At 65.7% G+C, this 16,035-nt stretch carries 11 protein-coding genes; 5 read left to right on the forward strand and 6 right to left on the reverse strand.

The annotated features are described in order from the left end of the window. The first annotated feature begins 128 nt into the window (after nt 1-128). Nucleotides 129-2,141, forward strand: a complete 2,013-nt coding sequence (locus ABD53_RS04655; protein WP_084709304.1) for an LTA synthase family protein — start codon at nt 129-131, stop codon at nt 2,139-2,141. 42 nt (nt 2,142-2,183) lie between these two features. Here ABD53_RS04655 and ABD53_RS04660 read toward each other — a convergent pair whose 3' ends face one another. Together ABD53_RS04660 and ABD53_RS04665 are read right to left on the reverse strand one after the other, a co-directional pair. Next, nucleotides 2,184-3,821 (reverse strand): glycosyltransferase family 117 protein, encoded by a 1,638-nt coding sequence (locus tag ABD53_RS04660; RefSeq protein ID WP_047864590.1) that lies wholly within the window; start codon nt 3,819-3,821, stop codon nt 2,184-2,186. A gap of 129 nt (nt 3,822-3,950) precedes the next feature. Next, complete coding sequence (locus tag ABD53_RS04665) at nt 3,951-4,778, reverse strand: SDR family oxidoreductase (RefSeq protein WP_047864591.1); 828 nt, start codon at nt 4,776-4,778, stop codon at nt 3,951-3,953. A gap of 94 nt (nt 4,779-4,872) precedes the next feature. Between ABD53_RS04665 and fabI the strand changes: the two genes are divergently transcribed. The 4 genes from fabI to ABD53_RS04685 all read left to right on the forward strand — a co-directional run bounded on the left by fabI (nt 4,873) and on the right by ABD53_RS04685 (nt 12,650). Beyond that, the gene (gene fabI, locus ABD53_RS04670; protein WP_047864592.1) at nt 4,873-5,652 is read left to right on the forward strand and encodes an enoyl-ACP reductase FabI; all 780 of its coding nucleotides are present in this window, start codon (nt 4,873-4,875) and stop codon (nt 5,650-5,652) included. Between the two features lie 466 nt (nt 5,653-6,118). After that, complete coding sequence (locus ABD53_RS04675; RefSeq protein WP_235401365.1) at nt 6,119-6,559, forward strand: MHYT domain-containing protein; 441 nt, start codon at nt 6,119-6,121, stop codon at nt 6,557-6,559. 9 nt (nt 6,560-6,568) lie between these two features. Continuing rightward, nucleotides 6,569-11,686 carry a PAS domain S-box protein gene (locus tag ABD53_RS15695; protein WP_053057677.1) on the forward strand — a complete coding sequence of 1,706 codons (5,118 nt, stop codon included), beginning with the start codon at nt 6,569-6,571 and terminating at the stop codon, nt 11,684-11,686. A 1-nt stretch (nt 11,687) separates the two neighbouring features. Next, nucleotides 11,688-12,650 carry a GGDEF domain-containing response regulator gene (locus tag ABD53_RS04685; protein WP_047864594.1) on the forward strand — a complete coding sequence of 321 codons (963 nt, stop codon included), beginning with the start codon at nt 11,688-11,690 and terminating at the stop codon, nt 12,648-12,650. 121 nt (nt 12,651-12,771) lie between these two features. Here ABD53_RS04685 and dnaB read toward each other — a convergent pair whose 3' ends face one another. The 4 genes from dnaB to rpsF all read right to left on the reverse strand — a co-directional run bounded on the left by dnaB (nt 12,772) and on the right by rpsF (nt 15,596). After that, a complete protein-coding gene (dnaB, locus tag ABD53_RS04690; protein WP_047864595.1) occupies nt 12,772-14,160 on the reverse strand; it encodes a replicative DNA helicase in 1,389 nt (462 codons plus the stop codon). Nucleotides 14,161-14,287: 127 nt separating this feature from the next. After that, entirely contained in the window at nt 14,288-14,737 is a 450-nt protein-coding gene (rplI, locus tag ABD53_RS04695) for a 50S ribosomal protein L9 (protein ID WP_047864596.1), read from the reverse strand. Between the two features lie 15 nt (nt 14,738-14,752). Next, on the reverse strand, nt 14,753-15,046 hold the full coding sequence (gene rpsR, locus ABD53_RS04700) for a 30S ribosomal protein S18 (RefSeq protein ID WP_084709306.1): 294 nt from the start codon (nt 15,044-15,046) through the stop codon (nt 14,753-14,755). Nucleotides 15,047-15,128: 82 nt separating this feature from the next. Continuing rightward, nucleotides 15,129-15,596, reverse strand: a complete 468-nt coding sequence (gene rpsF, locus ABD53_RS04705) for a 30S ribosomal protein S6 (protein WP_200900280.1) — start codon at nt 15,594-15,596, stop codon at nt 15,129-15,131. Between the last annotated feature and the right edge of the window lie 439 nt (nt 15,597-16,035).

Genomic DNA, 16,035 nt, shown 5'->3' on the forward strand with positions numbered 1-16,035 from the left:
TCTGCTCTCGTAAAGCCCGTAAAGTTCTTCGTGGCAAGGCCCTCGTAACAAAACCCGGACCCGGAGGCCGGATTTGCGCTTGTTGCGGGATAAGTCTCCCCGAAACTCTGCTACAATTCCGCGCATTCATGGCTTCTAACGAGAACATGTTCGGCCGGGGAGCGTCCAGGGTCCGGCGGCTTCTGGGGCGTGGAGATTGGATCTACATACTCTCCCTGCTGGTGCCCCTGGCGATCTACAACGTACTTTTGAAGGTAATCCGGGTAATCGCCCGGGAGGAGACGCCGGGCTTTCTGGGGTTCCTGGACCAGGTACGCTCGGACCTGCTCTTCAACCTCGGATACGTCGCTCTGTGGGTCGGTCTGTTTACCGTGTTCCGCAAGGGAGCGCCGCGCTGGGCAGTGCTCGTGATCTTCCACGTCTCCACCCTCGTGGTGGTGCTCCTGAGCACGAGCGCGCACTTCTACTACGAGACGACCGGCTCTCCCCTGAGCCTGGACGTCATAGGCCTCGCCATATCCTCGTTCGGAGAGATACAAGGGGTCATCGCCGCAGAGGCCCGGCCCTGGATGATCTGGCTGCTCTCGGCGGTTCTCTTCTACGTGATAGCCGGTCCGGCGATTATCACCCGGCTCTTCCAGCACGACTGGTACGTGCCGACCTGGACCGCCAGGGGGCCCACGCTTACCCGGGTAGCGGTCTTCGCCGCCGCCTTTGCGCTCGCCGGGCTCTCGGCGGTGCCGAGCATCACCGGCGCGAGCAGCTCCTTCACCCGCGACACGCTGGTAAACATGTTCGTTACCGAGGTCGAGAAGGTCAACTACGCGGACGTGGAGCCGAAAACGAGCAAGGTGCTCGCAGCCGAGCAGCCCCCGACGCAGACCATGCTCCAGGGCGAGCCCGCGCAGAAGCGGAACGTCGTGATGGTGTACCTGGAGTCGACCCAGGCCGGCTCGACAACCCCGTACGACGAGCGGCAGCAGGCCCTGCCGCAGGAGGAGCAGGTCACACCTTTCCTGCAACGGCTCTCCAGGCACAGCCTGATGGCGGAGGACTTCAACGCCGTGGTGCCCCACACCTCGAAGGCCCTCACGGCCTCCCACTGCGGCATAGCGCCGCCGATGGACCAGGATAACTCCGAGTCCGACGAGGACTCGCTGCCCGCGGAGTGCCTACCCGAGATGCTGGATCAGGAGGGCTACAAGACCGCCTTCTTCCAGTCGGCGACCGAGGAGTTCGAGCGCCGGGGCGCCCTGGTCGAGAACTTCGGCTACGACGAGTTCTACCCGCTGGAGGCCTTCCCCAAGGAGGGCTACGACGAGGTGAACTACTTCGGCTACGAGGACGACATAATGCTGAACCCGAGCCAGCAGTGGCTCGCCAACAACTCAGGCCCGGAATCGACGCCCTTCCTGGCCTCGTACCTGACGGTCGGGACGCACCACGACTACGGCGTCCCGCAGGACTTCGAGAAGAAACGGTACGCCGAGGACGAGGACCTGAACAACTACCTGAACGCCCTCCACTACCAGGACCAGTTCCTCCAGAAACTCTTCCAGCAGTACATGGACCTGGGTCTGTACGAGGACACCGTCTTCGTCGTGGTCGGCGACCACGGCGAGGCGTTCGGCGAGCACGGCCGCAACCAGCACGACAACATCCCCTATAGCGAGGGCACCCACGTGCCCTTCCTCGTCCACGACCCGCAAAACCCGACGCCCGACCGCTACGAGTCGCTGGCGAACCACACGGACATACTGCCGACCGTGGCGGACCTTTTGGGCTACCGGGTAGGAGGCGGGGAGTACCCGGGCATCTCCCTGCTCGGGCCGGAGCGGGAGAACCGCACCCACAGGATGTCCTGCTACCAACCCTTTACCTGCCTGATGAGCATAGAGGACGGCGACAAGTACATCTACAACTACGGCAACCAGCAGGACGAATACTACGACCTCTCCGAGGACCCGGAGGAGCAGAACAACCTCATAAACGGCCAGAGCAAAGAGAAGATAGAGCGCCGCCGCGAGGACCTGCTCTCGTGGCGGGCCGGGGTGGAAAAGGTCTACGAGGACTACCGCACCAGAATCGAGGAAACTACGGGGCCGGGCACCACCGGAGCCTCGCTGGAGCCCGAGGGGTAAGGGGCCCGCACCAGCTCCGCTAGCGCCGAGGAGCACCCACGATCAAGGCGAGGTGAGCGGCATCTCCTCGTAGCCCTCCTGGCGCTCCACCCGGTAGAGGTTCTGCTTCTCGTCGGCGAGGAACAGCGAGAGCCCGGCCTCCTCGAAGTACGAGACGTTCTTCTGGACCGTTCCGGGCGGAAACAGTACGTATACTGGTCCCTTGTCGAGGTAATAGTTGGCCCGTTCGGCCCAGAGCCCCGTCGCCGACTCCCACTCTCCCGCCTCGAAGGGGTCCACCAGGCTCAGGCTCGGCCGGGTCTGCTCGACCTCCCGGAGGTACCACAGCGAGCTCCCGCTGTGCAGCACGGTAGAGTCCGGCAACACCGCCTCCTCGACGGACTCTATGGTCTCCTGGCCCCGGTAATCGCCGCTGAGGTCCACGGCGGCGTAGGTGCCGCGCACCCCGAGAAAAGACGCGGCCACCAGCAACCCGGCCACCGCGTAGAACGCCGGACGCTCGCCCCGGGCGCTGTAGCGGCCGACCAGCCAGGCGCCGAGGTCCATGAGCGCGAACGCCCCCGCGCAGACGAGGAGCGAGATCACCAGGTAGGTCGGGATAAAGTACGGGTAGATGTCCGCGATCCGGTACTCCAGCGCGTAGAACAGCCAGCCCGCGTACAGGAATCCGAGCAGGGCCAGGGCGGCCCGGTCAGCGGCGGCGAGATACCCGACGCCCACGGCCGCGACCACGAGGAACACGGGGCTGAACTGCTGTAGCAGGAGCTCCAGATACATGGATAGCCGCCCCGGAAGCTCCAGGGGCCCGAAGGCCAGCATCCGGCTGTCGAAGTTGGCCCCGGTCACGAGCGAGAGGAAGCTGCCCGGGGTAGAGGGATCGGTCTCGTTCAGGGGCGGGTCCATCCTCGCCCGCACCGGCAGGTAGATGTACGGGGTGAGCGCGAGCAAGAAGAGCCCCGCACCCTTTAACACCAGCGGAAGATCCTTGAGCCGGCTGCGGTCCACGATCCACACGAACAGAAAGGCCGCCGGGATGAGCAGCGCGCTCGTCATGTGGTTGGTCACGGCGAGCCCCAGCAGGAAAGCGGTAAGCAGCAGGTAGCGGTCCCCGTTAGCCCCGCCGCTCCCGTCGGCCCCACCGGTCCCGCCGCGCCTCTCGCGCCACGTGAAGAGCGCGAGCAGGACCAGCGCTATCGTGAGGGCGTTCAGGGTGTACACCTCGGTTATGATGGCCTGGCTCCAGAAAGCCTGGCTCAACCCGAAGAGCAACGCGGCGGCGGCGGCGGGCAGCGTCCACCCCACCAGCTTTCGGCAGGCCATGAAAAGCGTGAACACCGCCAGGGCCGCGAAGACCGCGGACGCGAGGTTTACCCGGAAAGCCGGGTCCCCCAGCGGCAGGTACGTGAACAGGTGGGCCAGCAGTATGTACGTCGGATACCCGGTCGGGTTCGGGATGCTAAGGACGTAGGCCTTGACCTGCAAAAGCACCGAGTCCGGGAACGCCTTCGGCGCGTAGTGGAGCACGGTGGGGGCCAGCGTCCTGAGGTACACGAAGAGGGAGATGAGCGAGACCAGCAGGCCGGTCAGCAGACTCAGCAGGCTGGGCACCCACCCGAGCCCGCCCCCGCTTTTCTTCGCCTTCTCCGCCTTTTGCCGGTTTTGCCGGGGAGCCGCATCCACGAAGGCGGATTCTACCTGAAAGGCTCCGGCCTGAAACCTTCTACGGGACCCTACACCGGGGACCTTGATACTTTCAGGGTTTTTAGAGGACCACCCGGGTAACGCGGCGGAGGATGGAGGTCCGGCGCGTTACAGCCGGAACCCGCCCTCGGAGTCTATGACCTGCCCGACCACCCACGCGGCCTCGTCGGTGCACAGCCAGCCCACGAGCCGGGCCGCGTCTCCGGGCTCGCCCCAGCGCCAGTGCGGCCTCCGGGATGAAATCGTCCCCCGCTCCTCCTCTGTCAGGTACCCGGTATCCACCGGGCCGGGATTGACGGTATTCAGCGTGATGCCGTGCCGGATCAGGTCACCCGCGAAAGAGAGCGTCATCTGGTGTACGGCCCCTTTGGAGGTGACGTAGTCGAGCTCTCCGGGCATCGGGCCGAGATGCTGCCCGGAGGTAAAGAGCACCACCCGGCCACCAGGCCTGCCGTCGTGCCCGAGGGCGAAAGCCTGCACGAGCAGCATCGTCGCCCGCACGTTTACGGCCAGGTGGGCGTCTATCTCCCGCGCCGTAAGGCTACCGAGGCTTCCCGAACCGCCGGAGCTGCTCCGGGCATGGTTGGCGACGAGCACGTCCAGATGACCGTAGGCTTGGCGGGCCCCGGCGACGAGGCATTCCGGGGCCTCCGAGGAGCCGAGATCCACCTCGGAATACCCTACCCGCACCCCGGTCTCCTCCTGCAGCGCCCGGACCATCTCCTCCGAGCCCGCCGGCTCCTCCCCCCACGGCTGCCCCGCGTCGTGTTCGCGCCAGCCCTGCAGGTACAGATCCGCGCCGAGTTCCCCGAGCCTGCGGGCGACCGCGAACCCTATCCCCGAGCGGCGGCTAACGCCCGTTACCAGGGCCGCCCGGCCGCGCAACGGCTTCTCGCCCGCACCTCCCTCGCCCTCGCTGGCCGCTGTGGGTCTCATGCCCTAGACTATCCCCCGTTTGGTTACTTTTGATTACGTTTGGGTAGTTCGAGTAGCTTAGAACGACTGATTCCAGGATACCCGAGGAGGAGAGATGGCGGGTCTTTTAGAGGGCAAGAAGATACTGGTTACCGGCGTGCTGGACCGGCGCTCCATCGCGCACTCCGCCGCCCGGCTCGCCGCCGAGCAAGGCGCAGAGGTGGCGCTCTCGGGCTTCGGGCGGGCCATTAGCCTCACGCAGCGCACGGCGAAGAAGCTCGATCCCGAGCCGCCGGTGCTCGAGCTGGACGCGAACTCCCCGGAGCAGATACAGGCCGCCGCCCGGGACCTCGAGGACCGCTGGGGGGAGCTCGACGGCATCGTACACGCCATCGCGTTCGCCCCGGAGGACGCCCTCGGCGGCAACTTTCTCACGGCGGGCTGGGAGTCGGTGAGCACGGCCATACAGACCTCGGCGTACTCCCTGGCCGCGCTCTCGACCGGCATGATGCACCTGATGAAGCCCGGCTCCTCGGTGGTCGGGCTGGACTTCGACGCCCGCGTCGCCTGGCCCTCCTACGACTGGATGGGGGTGGCAAAGGCAGCGCTGGAGTCCACCTCCCGCTACCTCGCCCGGGACCTCGGAGAGAGGGGCATCCGGGTGAACCTCGTCTCCGCCGGGCCCCAGAAGACGCTGGCCGCCAAGGGCATAAGCGGCTTCGAGAAGATCGAGGGCGAGTGGGGCCGCCAGGCACCGCTCGCCTGGGACACCACCGACACCGAGCCCGCCGGACGCGCGATAGTCAGCCTCCTCTCCGACTGGTGGCCCGCCACGACGGGGGAGCTGATCCACGTTGACGGCGGTTACCACGCGATGGGGGCCCCGATAAAGTAATCGGCGTGTCTCCTCTCACCACCCGCTAGCCAGCCTCGGCAACGAGCAACGGCCCTCCCTGTATGGCGACCGATACACCGGACGAGGCCCGCACGATCCCGCTCAGGCCTGATCTAGCCCCTCTGACAAAGGAGACAGTTCCTCCGCCCCGCCTGGTGTCACCCCGAAACTCCAGCCCTCGTGCGCGGGACGCTAAAGGTGTACACCCCCTCGTGCCGATTACCGGCCGAAGAACAGGGAGAATAGACGGTCCGGGTTCGCCGGGCACCCGCGAGCTCGGCCGGGGTGCCGGGAAGCCGGGTACGGCGGCGAACGCGGCAGAGTGTACGGCGCGCTCGGACACTATCGTGCGGACCATGCGGGGAGCACGCAGAGCCGCCGGGAGGAGTCCGGGCGCGCCGTACTGCGCACTGCGTGCGGCCTCCGGAAGCGGCGGCAGCGAGTAAGCGGGGAAGATGAGGTGAACATGGACGGTGCTCCAGAAACGGCTATAAACGGCACGTACAATCTCTTTCTCGTCGCTCTCTCGATAGTTATAGCCGTGATAGCCTCCTACTCCGCCCTGGATCTCGCGGGCCGGGTGACGGCCTCCACCGGAGTCTCCCTCAAGGCCTGTATCGAGGGCGGCGCGATGGTGATGGGCGTGGTCATCTGGTCCATACACTTTATCGGGATGCTCGCCCTTAGTGCGTCCCCGATGACCTACAGCGTGCTTACCCTGCTCGTCTCGATGGTGGTCGCGGTCTTCGCCTCCGGCGTCGCGCTCTGGCTGCCCTACCAGTTCCGGCAGGGCTCCTCCATGAGAGGGCTCGCACTCAAGCTCGGCAGCGCGCTGGCGATGGGCGGTGCCATATCGGGGATGCAATACACGGGGATGGCCGCCAGATTCACCCCGACCGGAGAGTAAGAGGCTTTGTTGGATACCTCCCTGCTGGCGGCGGCCGTCGCTGTAACCACGTTCGTAATACTCGCGATCGCCATCTTCATCGCCATCCTCAACCGCCGCTTCAAAAACCAGGAGACCCGGCTGGAGGAGAGCGAAGAGCTCAACCACGCCGTGATACAGACGGCTCCGGACGCGATCATAGCCACGTCTCTGGATGGAGCCATACAGGGCTTCAACGGCCAGGCCGAGCGGATCTTCGGCTACAGGGCGGGAGAGGTACTCGGAGAGCCGCTCAGGATGCTGATGCCCGAGCGGTTCCGGGAGGCTCACGACAGCGGGTTACGGCGGTATCTGGAGACCGGAGAGGCCCGCCTCGTGGGCAGTACGGCGGAGCTCACCGGGCTGAGGAAGAGCGGCGAGGAGTTCCCGCTGGAGCTCTCGCTCGGAGAGGTGCGACACGGCGGAGACCGTTCGTTCATCGGCATCATCCGCGACATAACCGGGCGCAGGGAGACCGAGCGAGAGTTGAGCGAGAACGAGCGCCGGTTCCGCCAGTTCTTCGAGCAGTCGGTGGACGCCCTGCTGGTCCACGACGAGCAGGGCTACATACTCGACGCCAACTCCGAGGCGGCCCGCTCCCTCGGCTACTCGCGGGAGGAGATGCTCTGCCTTTCCGTGAGAGACTTTGCCACCAACCTCGTGCCGGAGGGGACCGAGCCCCCGGACGGGACCCTGTGGCAGCGGGTGATGGAGGCCGAACCGGGTGAGACCGTAGGGATACACCACGGAGAGCATGTGCGCAAGGACGGCACGGCCTTCCCGGTCGAGGTGCGGATCGGGGCCGTCGAGCAGGATGGGAAGAAGCGGGTGCTGGCCTCCGCCAGGGACATTACCGGACGTGTCGAGGCCGAGCGGCTACTGAGAGAGAGCCAGCAAAGCTACGCCTCGCTCTCGGAGTACAACCCGGATGGCGTGATCTCGCTCGACCCGGAGGGGTGCCTGATCTCGGCGAACCCAACGATGTCGGAGGTTACCGGCTACACCCGGGAGGAACTGTTCGAGAGCACCCTGTCACCCCTCGTCGTGCCGGGAGACAGGGAGCGCCTGACGGGGTATTTCACCAGGGCCCTCGCGGGCGAGCCGCAGAACCTGGAGTCCGGGCTGCTGCACAGGGACGGCCACATGGTCGAGGTCGGCGTTAGCCTGGTACCGGCGGTGGTGGATCAGGAGACCGTCGGTGTCCACGGAATCGTCAAGGATATAAGCGAGCGGGTAGAGGCCGAGCGGCGGGTGGCGGATAGCGAGCAGCGCCTGCACGGCCTGAGCGAGGCGACGTTCGAGGGTGTCGTGATCGCCGACAGGGGCACGATAATCGAGTCCAACGCGGCCTTCGCCTCGATGTTCGGCTACGACGAGCCCCCGGAGATCGTGGGCCGCTCGCTGCTGGCGGAGTTCGTCGTCCCGGAGTACGTGGAGATTGCGCGGGACCACATCCTCGGCATGTCCGAGGAGCCGTACGAGATCGTTGGCGTAAAAAAGGACGGGACCCGGTTCGACGTCGAGATCCGGGGCCGGCGCTCCGTCTACAAGGGCCAGACCGTGAGGATCGCCGCCGTGCGCGACGTCACCGGGCGCAACGAGCGGGAGAGGGAGCTGCGGGAGGCCGAGGGGCTTTTCCGGGGAGCCTTCGACAACGCCGCGGTCGGCATGGCTCTGAACCACCCCGGGAACGGACGCTTCGTGCAGGTAAACGACTTTCTGTGCCGGATGCTCGGCCGCTCCCGGCAGGAGTTGCTCGGCTCCACGTTTGCGGACATCACCCACCCCGACGACGTGGACACCAGCGTGGAGCAGGTCCGGCGGCTGATGGCGGGTGAGATCCAGAGCTACCAGCTGGAGAAACGCTACCTCCACCGGGACGGGCGTACGCTGTGGATCTCGCTCCACGTCTCGGCCGTCAGGGACGCCGAGGACCGGCCGCTGTACCTGATCGCCCAGACTCAGGACATTACGGATCGCAAGCGGGCTGAGGAGGAGATCCGGCGGCTCAACGAGGAGCTGGAGAAGCGGGTCCGGCGGCGCACAGCCGCGCTCAAGGCGAGCGAGGAACGCTACAGGCTGGTGATGGAAGGCTCCAACGACGGTATCTGGGACTGGGACATCCAAACCGGCGAGGTGTACTGGAACGACCGGCTCTTCGAGCTCCTGGGACTCTCCCGGGACGAGACCGACTCCAGCTTCGAGCTTTACATGAGCCTGATCCACCCCGAAGACCGGCAGGCGGTACAGGACGACGTCACGAATCACCTGGAGAGCGGCGAGGATTTCGTCTCCGAGTACAGAATCCTGCACTCAAGCGGCGAGTACCGGATCGGCGAGGCCCGGGGAGAGGCACTGTGGGACGAGGGTGGCGCTCCGGTGAGAATGGCCGGCTCCGTTAGGGACATCACCTGGCGCAAGCGGAAGGAGGAGATACAGCGCTTTCTGGTCGAAGCGAGCTCCGTGCTCTCCTCAACGCTCGACTACCGGCACGCGCTCGCCGGCGTAACGGAGCTGGCCGTGCCGGAGCTCGCCGACTGGTGCGTCACGAGTCTTCTAGAGAACGACGAGCTCAACACACTGTCGGTGGCGCACGAGGACCCAGAGATGGCCCGGTGGGCGCAGAGGTTGAAGGAGGAGTACCCGCCGGGCCCCGACGGCCCGTACGGCGTGGGCGAGGCGCTGCGCACCGGACGGTCCCAGATGTACCCGGAGCTCACCGCCGAGATGATACAAGCCACCACCCAGGACGAGGAACATCTGAGGCACTTGCGAGAGATCGGCCTGAGATCCGTTATGATCGTGCCGCTCGTGGCCCGGGGGCGATCGCTCGGGACGTTCACCTTCGCCCTCTCGGAGGCGGCCCGACGTTACGGGGATGAGGACCTGGAGATGGCCGAGGAGCTCGCCCGGCGCGCGGCCCTGGCGGTGGATAACGCTCGGCTCTACGAGGAGGCCCAGATGGAGCTCGCCGAGCGTCAGCAGGCGGAGACCGAGGTCCGCGAGCTCAACGAGTCGCTGGAGTCCCGCGTGGAGAAACGTACCGCCCAGCTTTCGGAGGCGAGGAAAGAGGCAGAAGACGCAAACCGGGCCAAGAGCGACTTTCTGGCGAACATGTCGCACGAGATCCGCACCCCCATGAACGGCGTTATCGGGATGTCGGACCTCTTGCTGGACACGAACCTCGACCCCGAGCAATACGAGTACGTGGACACGGTCCGCCGCTCGGGAGAGACGTTGCTGGCCCTGATCAACGACATCCTGGACTTCTCGAAGATCGAGGCCGAGAAGGTGGAGCTGGAAGAGATCGTGTTCGACCTCAGGGCCGCGGTCGAAGATACCGCCGTGCTGCTCGCCGAGCGCGCCCAGGGCAAGGGGCTGGAGATCGCGGGTCTCGTGGACTACGACGTGCCAGCCGCCCTCAAAGGTGACCCCGGACGTCTACGCCAGGTCCTGACCAACCTCCTCGGCAACGCCATCAAGTTTACCGAGGAGGGCGAGGTCGTATTGAAGGCGGAGCTCGCAGAGGAGACAGAGGAGTCGGCGGTGATCCTCTTCGAGGTCCGGGACACCGGCATCGGCCTGGACGAGGATCAGCGGAAGAACCTGTTCGAGTCTTTCTCCCAGGCAGACTCCTCCACGACCCGGCGCTACGGCGGCACGGGGCTCGGGCTCGCCATCAGCCAGCGGCTGGCGGGGCTGATGGGCGGTGAGGTCCGGGTAGAGAGCGAACCGGGCGTCGGGAGCACCTTCTACTTCACGGCCAGATTCGAGAAGCTCTCTTCGGAGATCCCGGCCACCCCCCGCCCGCGCGCCGACCTGCACGGCGTGAAGACCCTCGTCGTGGACGACAACACCACCAACCGCTCCATCCTGCGCCACCAGATAACTCCCTGGGGAATGGAGGTGGAGGAGGCCCGGGGAGGAGCGGAGGCCCTACAGAAGCTGCGCTCGGCTGCGGAGAACGGGACACCCTACGACCTTGCGATACTGGACATGCAGATGCCGAAAATGAACGGTCTGGAGCTGGCCCGAAACATCAGTCAGGACCCGAGGCTCTCCCGGACGCACCTCGTGATCGCGACCTCCATGGGCCAGCGCGGCGACGGTGAAGAGGCCCGCAGGGCCGGTATAGAAGCCTACCTGACAAAGCCCATACGCCAGGCGCAGCTCTACGATATGCTCTCGATAGTAATGGGCGCGGACGACGAGGAGCCTGGCGGCGCGCACGACACCCAGACCCTGGTGAGCGCCCACACCCTCAAGGAGGCCGAGGCCCACACCCGGTCCAGGCTCCTGCTGGCCGAGGACAACGAGGTTAACCAGAAGGTCGCCGTGCGCACCCTGGAGAGGCTCGGCTACCGGGTTGACGTGGCGGAGGACGGCGCAGAGGCCGTGGAGGCCGTCTCGCGTACCGACTACGCAGCCGTGGTGATGGACATACAGATGCCGAACCTGGACGGCTACGAGGCAACCGCCGAGATCCGGAGCCGGGAGAGTGAGTCCGGCGGACACGTGCCCATAATCGCCATGACCGCGAACGCCCTGCAAGGAGACCGGGCCAGGGCGCTCGAAGCGGGCATGGACGACTACATCTCAAAACCCGTCAAGGCCGGAGAGCTGGGAGAGGTGCTTTTGAACTGGGTATATGCAGAGGAATCCGCCGCCGTGGAAGGAGGCGAGGACTCCGCCCGAGAAAAGGGCTCCGCCTGTAAAAGCGGCGCTGACAGAGCAGATGAGGGTATTGCCAGGGCACTGGATCCCGCCGTTCTCGCCGGTCTCAGAGAGCTGGACGACGGAGGTGCAGCCGGTGAGCAGAGCCTGGTGGCCGAGCTCGCCGGCATGTTCCTCGACGACGCGGACTCCCGGATACACACCCTCCGTAGCGCCATGGACGAGGGGAGGGCGGAGCAGGTAAAGGAGGTTGCCCACGCGCTCAAGGGGAGTAGCGGCAACATGGGCGCCCACGACATGCAGGAGCTGTGCGCGGAGCTCCAAGAGGCCGGCGAATCCGGCGACCTCGCGGGCGCACCGGAGGCCTTGGAGGCGCTCGAAGCGGAGTTCGACCGGATACGCCCGGAGCTCACGCACCTGGCCCGGGAGGGCTAGCTTGCGGATACTGGTCGCCGAAGACGACGCCGTCTCGCTCCTCATCGTGCGGCGCGCCGTCGAGAAGCTGGGGCACGAGTGCCTGCCGGCGAAAAGCGGCGGAGAAGCCTGGCGCCTCTACCAGGAGAACCCGGACGTGGACGTAATCGTCAGCGACTGGATGATGCCGGACGTCGACGGCCTCGAGCTCTGCCGCCGGGTCCGGGCCGAGTCGGAGGAAAGGCAGAACAGGTACGCGTACTTCATCTTCCTTACGGCGCTCGGGGACAGGGAGGACCTACTGAGGGGCTTCGAGGCCGGAGCCGACGACTACCTCTCGAAGCCGCTCGACCGCGACGAGCTACAGGTGCGGCTCATCTCGGCCCGCCGGCTCACGGCCCTGCACCGGCAGCTCGCGGAGCAGAGGACGGAACTCGAGGAGCTCAACGCCAGGCTAGCGGATCAAGCCCGCACCGACCCCCTGACACATCTCGGCAACCGTCTACAGATGCGGGAAGACATCGAGGTCCTGCACGCCCGGACCGAGCGTTACGGGCACAGCTACTGCGCGATCCTCTGCGACGTGGACCACTTCAAGCTCTACAACGACACCTACGGCCACCTGGCCGGAGACGAGGCGCTCAGGCTGGTGGCGCGGACCGTGGCGCAAAACGTTCGCAGGGGCGATACGATCTACCGGTATGGCGGCGAGGAGTTCCTGGCCCTCCTCCCGGAACAGACGCTCGAAGCCTCAAAAAGGGCCGCCGAACGTATCCGGGGGTCGGTGGAGAGGCTCGGGATAACCCACGGGGCCAAAGAGCCCCCGGGCGTCCTCACGATAAGCGCGGGGGTCGCCGTGCTCGGGGGTGTGGAGCAGAGAGGCCCGTGCATGTCGGACGCCCTCCTGAAAGAGGCCGACGAAGCCCTCTACGAAGCGAAAGAGGCCGGGAGAAACCGGGTGATCTCCCGGTGCGACGGGGTCTGATCCGAGTCAGCCGTGAGAGCCGAACCCTATGCAACTTCGAGAAACTCCCGGCAGTTTTGAGCGAGCTTAGATAAGCTCCACCCCGGCGGCTCCGTTACCCTGATTACCTCAGCTGTACCACTCAGTTGCCCCGGGCGAGCGAGCCAAACTTGGTGTACTGCTCAAGCCAGGCGAGCTGGGCCTTGCCGGTGGGACCGTTACGGTGCTTACCCACGATCACCTCTGCGATGCCCTTGTCCTCGGAGTCGGGGTTGTAGTACTCGTCACGGTACAAGAACATCACCATGTCCGCGTCCTGCTCTATTGCGCCGGAATCACGCAGATCCGAGAGTAGCGGACGCTTGTCGTGGCGTTGCTCGACGGCACGCGAGAGCTGGGCGATGGCTATTACCGGGACGTTCAGGTCGCGGGCGAGGACCTTGAGTCCGCGGCTGATCTCGGCTATCTCCTGCTGGCGGCTCTCGTTGGTCTGGCCGACCATGAGCTGGAGGTAGTCTACGACCACCAGCGAGAGCGGTTTGTTATTCGAGTCGCCGTCCTCGGCCTGGGTGTTCAGGCGGCTGGCGAGACGGCGCACCTTGGCCCGCATCTCCATGAGAGACGTGCCGGCGGTGTCGTCTATCCAGATCGGGGCCCGGCTTACCTCCGCGACGCCGCGCACGAGCTTTGGCCAGTCCTCGGCCTTCACGTCGCCGCTCCTCAGCGCCTGCGTCGGTATCCGGGTGTACTGCGAGATGAGCCGCTGCACGAGCTGCTCCTTGCTCATCTCCAGAGAGAAGACCGCGACAGGCAGCCCGTCCACCCCGGCGGCCTGCCAGATGGCGTTAAGCGCGAATGCCGTCTTCCCCATAGCAGGCCTCGCTGCAAGAACTACCAGATCGCTCTTGTGAAAGCCGGTGGTCAGGCGGTCGAGGTCCTCGAAACCGGTCTCGACCCCCGTGACCTGTCCGTCGTGCTCGTAGAGATTCTGGATCATCTCCAGAGCCGTCGGCGCGAGCTCCGAGAGCGGGGAGAGCTGTTCCTTCATGGTCCGGTTGGAGATGCCGTAGATGAGTTGCTCGGCGGAGTCGAGGGCGCTGCCAACGTCGTCGGGCTCGTTGTAGGCGTCCTCGGTTATGCGCGACCCCGCGTCTATGACCGCCCGCAGGAGCGCCTTGCCGCGCACTATCTCGGCGTAACGGCTGGCGTTGGCGGCGGTCGGCACGCTCTCGACTATCTGGAACACGTAGGCCCGGCCGCCGATGCGGTCGTACTCGTCCATGCCCTTGAGCTCGTTGGTGAGCGTGAGCTGGTCTATGGGCTCGCCCCGCCCGTAGAGGGTCATCATGGCGCGGTAGATCACACGGTGCGTCTCGGAGTAGAAATCCTCCGCCGATATCCTCTCGCCGACCGTGGAGACGGCGCTCTCGCTCACGAGCATCGCGCCTATGACCGCGCGCTCGGCCTCCAGGTCGTGCGGCGGTACGCGCGACTCCAGGTTCTGGGCCGCGCCTCCCTGTACTCCCCTCATTCTCCCCCTGCGTTCCACCTTTCCAGAATGCAGCAAAAAGGGCCCCGGCACAAGAGCCAGGACCCCCTGAAACTAACCCTCTAGCTCAGGTTAGGGCGTGCCCTGAAGCCGAGCTAGAGCCCCGTTTTTAGAGCTTGGGGACGACTATGATCTTAACGGTGGCCTCGATGTCGCCGTGGACCTGGATCGGCACCTGATACGTTCCGAGGGCCCGGATCGGCTCGTCCATGCGGATCTTGCGCCGGTCCACGTGGATCTCCCGCGCCCGCTCGATGGAGGAGGCGATGTTGGCCGCCGTGACCGAGCCGAACAGGCGCTCGTCCTCGCCGGTGCGAGCCTCGATGGTGATAACGCTCTTGTTGAGGGTGGCGGCTATCTCCTCGGCGCGCTCGGCGGTGCGGCGCTCGCGCTCGGCGGTGGCCTCCATCTCGTGGCGGGCCTCCTCGAGCTTGCCGGCCGTGGCGACCTCGGCCAGGCCCCGGGGCACGAGAAAGTTCCGCACGTAGCCCTTGCTGAGGTCCACGATCTCGCCTTGCTGCCCGATCTTCTCTACGTCCTGCTTGAGTATTACCTGCATTCGCGCTCCCTGCTCTTAGTTGTGGCCGGAGCCTTTACCGGCCACGTAGGGCAGCAGCGCCATCTCGCGGGCCCGCTTGATGGCCGTGGCGGCCTCCCGCTGGTGCTGCGGACACAGCCCGGTGACGCGGCGGGCCCGGATCTTGCCCCGCTCGGAGATGAACCGCCGCAGCATGTTGTAATCCTTGTAGTCCACGTACGTGACGCCTTCCTGACAGAACACGCACGGCTTGCTCTTTACCGGACGGTCCTTGCGCGAACCGCCCCTGCCGCCGCCCTTGGGCGGCTTTCCAGATGGCTTACCGGCCACTATCTGACTCCTCTCGGATACTCTCTAGACTTCTCTGAACTGTCTGAAATGAAGCTGATGGGTGCGATGGACGCCGCAGGTGCTACGAGGTCTCCACGGACTCTACGGGCTCCGCGGCCGGGACCTCCTCCTCCGGGACCGGGACCTCCGAAGAGGCGCTGACCTCGCTCTGGGTCTCGGGACGATTGCCCGAAGCGTAGTCGTGCGGCAGCCTCACGATGACGTGCCGCAGCACGTCGTCGGAGACGCGCAGGATGCGCTTGAGCTCGGTCAGCGTGCGCTCCCCGGCGGTGAACTCCATGACCGAGTAGAAACCGTCCCTGCGGTTGTCTATCTCGTAGGCGAGCCGCCGCCGGCCCCACTGGTTTACGTCCTTTACCTCGCCACCCGTGCGCTCGATAACGGTCTGGAAACGCCCGAGCGTGTTCCCGACCTGCTCCTCGTCGAGCTCCGGTATGGCTATGAGCATGGCCTCGTAAGTCTCGATGCCTGCCTCCTCTGGTCTGTACAGCTCCCCGGCGTCCTGGCGGACCCGCGGGAGCAGGGGCAACTTCTGTAATTTTACCCGGCGCGTTTTCCACGTCCGCCAGCGCGGAGCGCGGTCGCGTGCTGGGAGCTTCAAGATTCTACCAGCGCGATACGGGCTTTACAAACGCTCACAATCGCCGGACACAGCATAAGCCGGGGCATGATCCTCCGGGACGGCGCGTACCCGAGACGGCTACGGTTTCCCGGACGGCTCCGGCCGAAGACGCTCGGGAGATCCACGATTGACGCCAAGAAGTATCCTACTCTTTCTACGTCATTTCCTACTACACGGGCCGACATGGACCACACTCCAGGGGGCCCCGGCAACTTCCAGTATCGAGAGACACTGGGGAGACACTGTAAGCTTCATTACCCGACCACCACGGCCCCGCTGCTAGCATCACTCGCGTATACTTAACGTACCTGTATCACCGGTGGCGCCAAACCGGGCGGCCTCCCGG

It is taken from the genome of Rubrobacter aplysinae (genome assembly GCF_001029505.1).
Lineage (GTDB): Bacteria > Actinomycetota > Rubrobacteria > Rubrobacterales > Rubrobacteraceae > Rubrobacter_A > Rubrobacter_A aplysinae.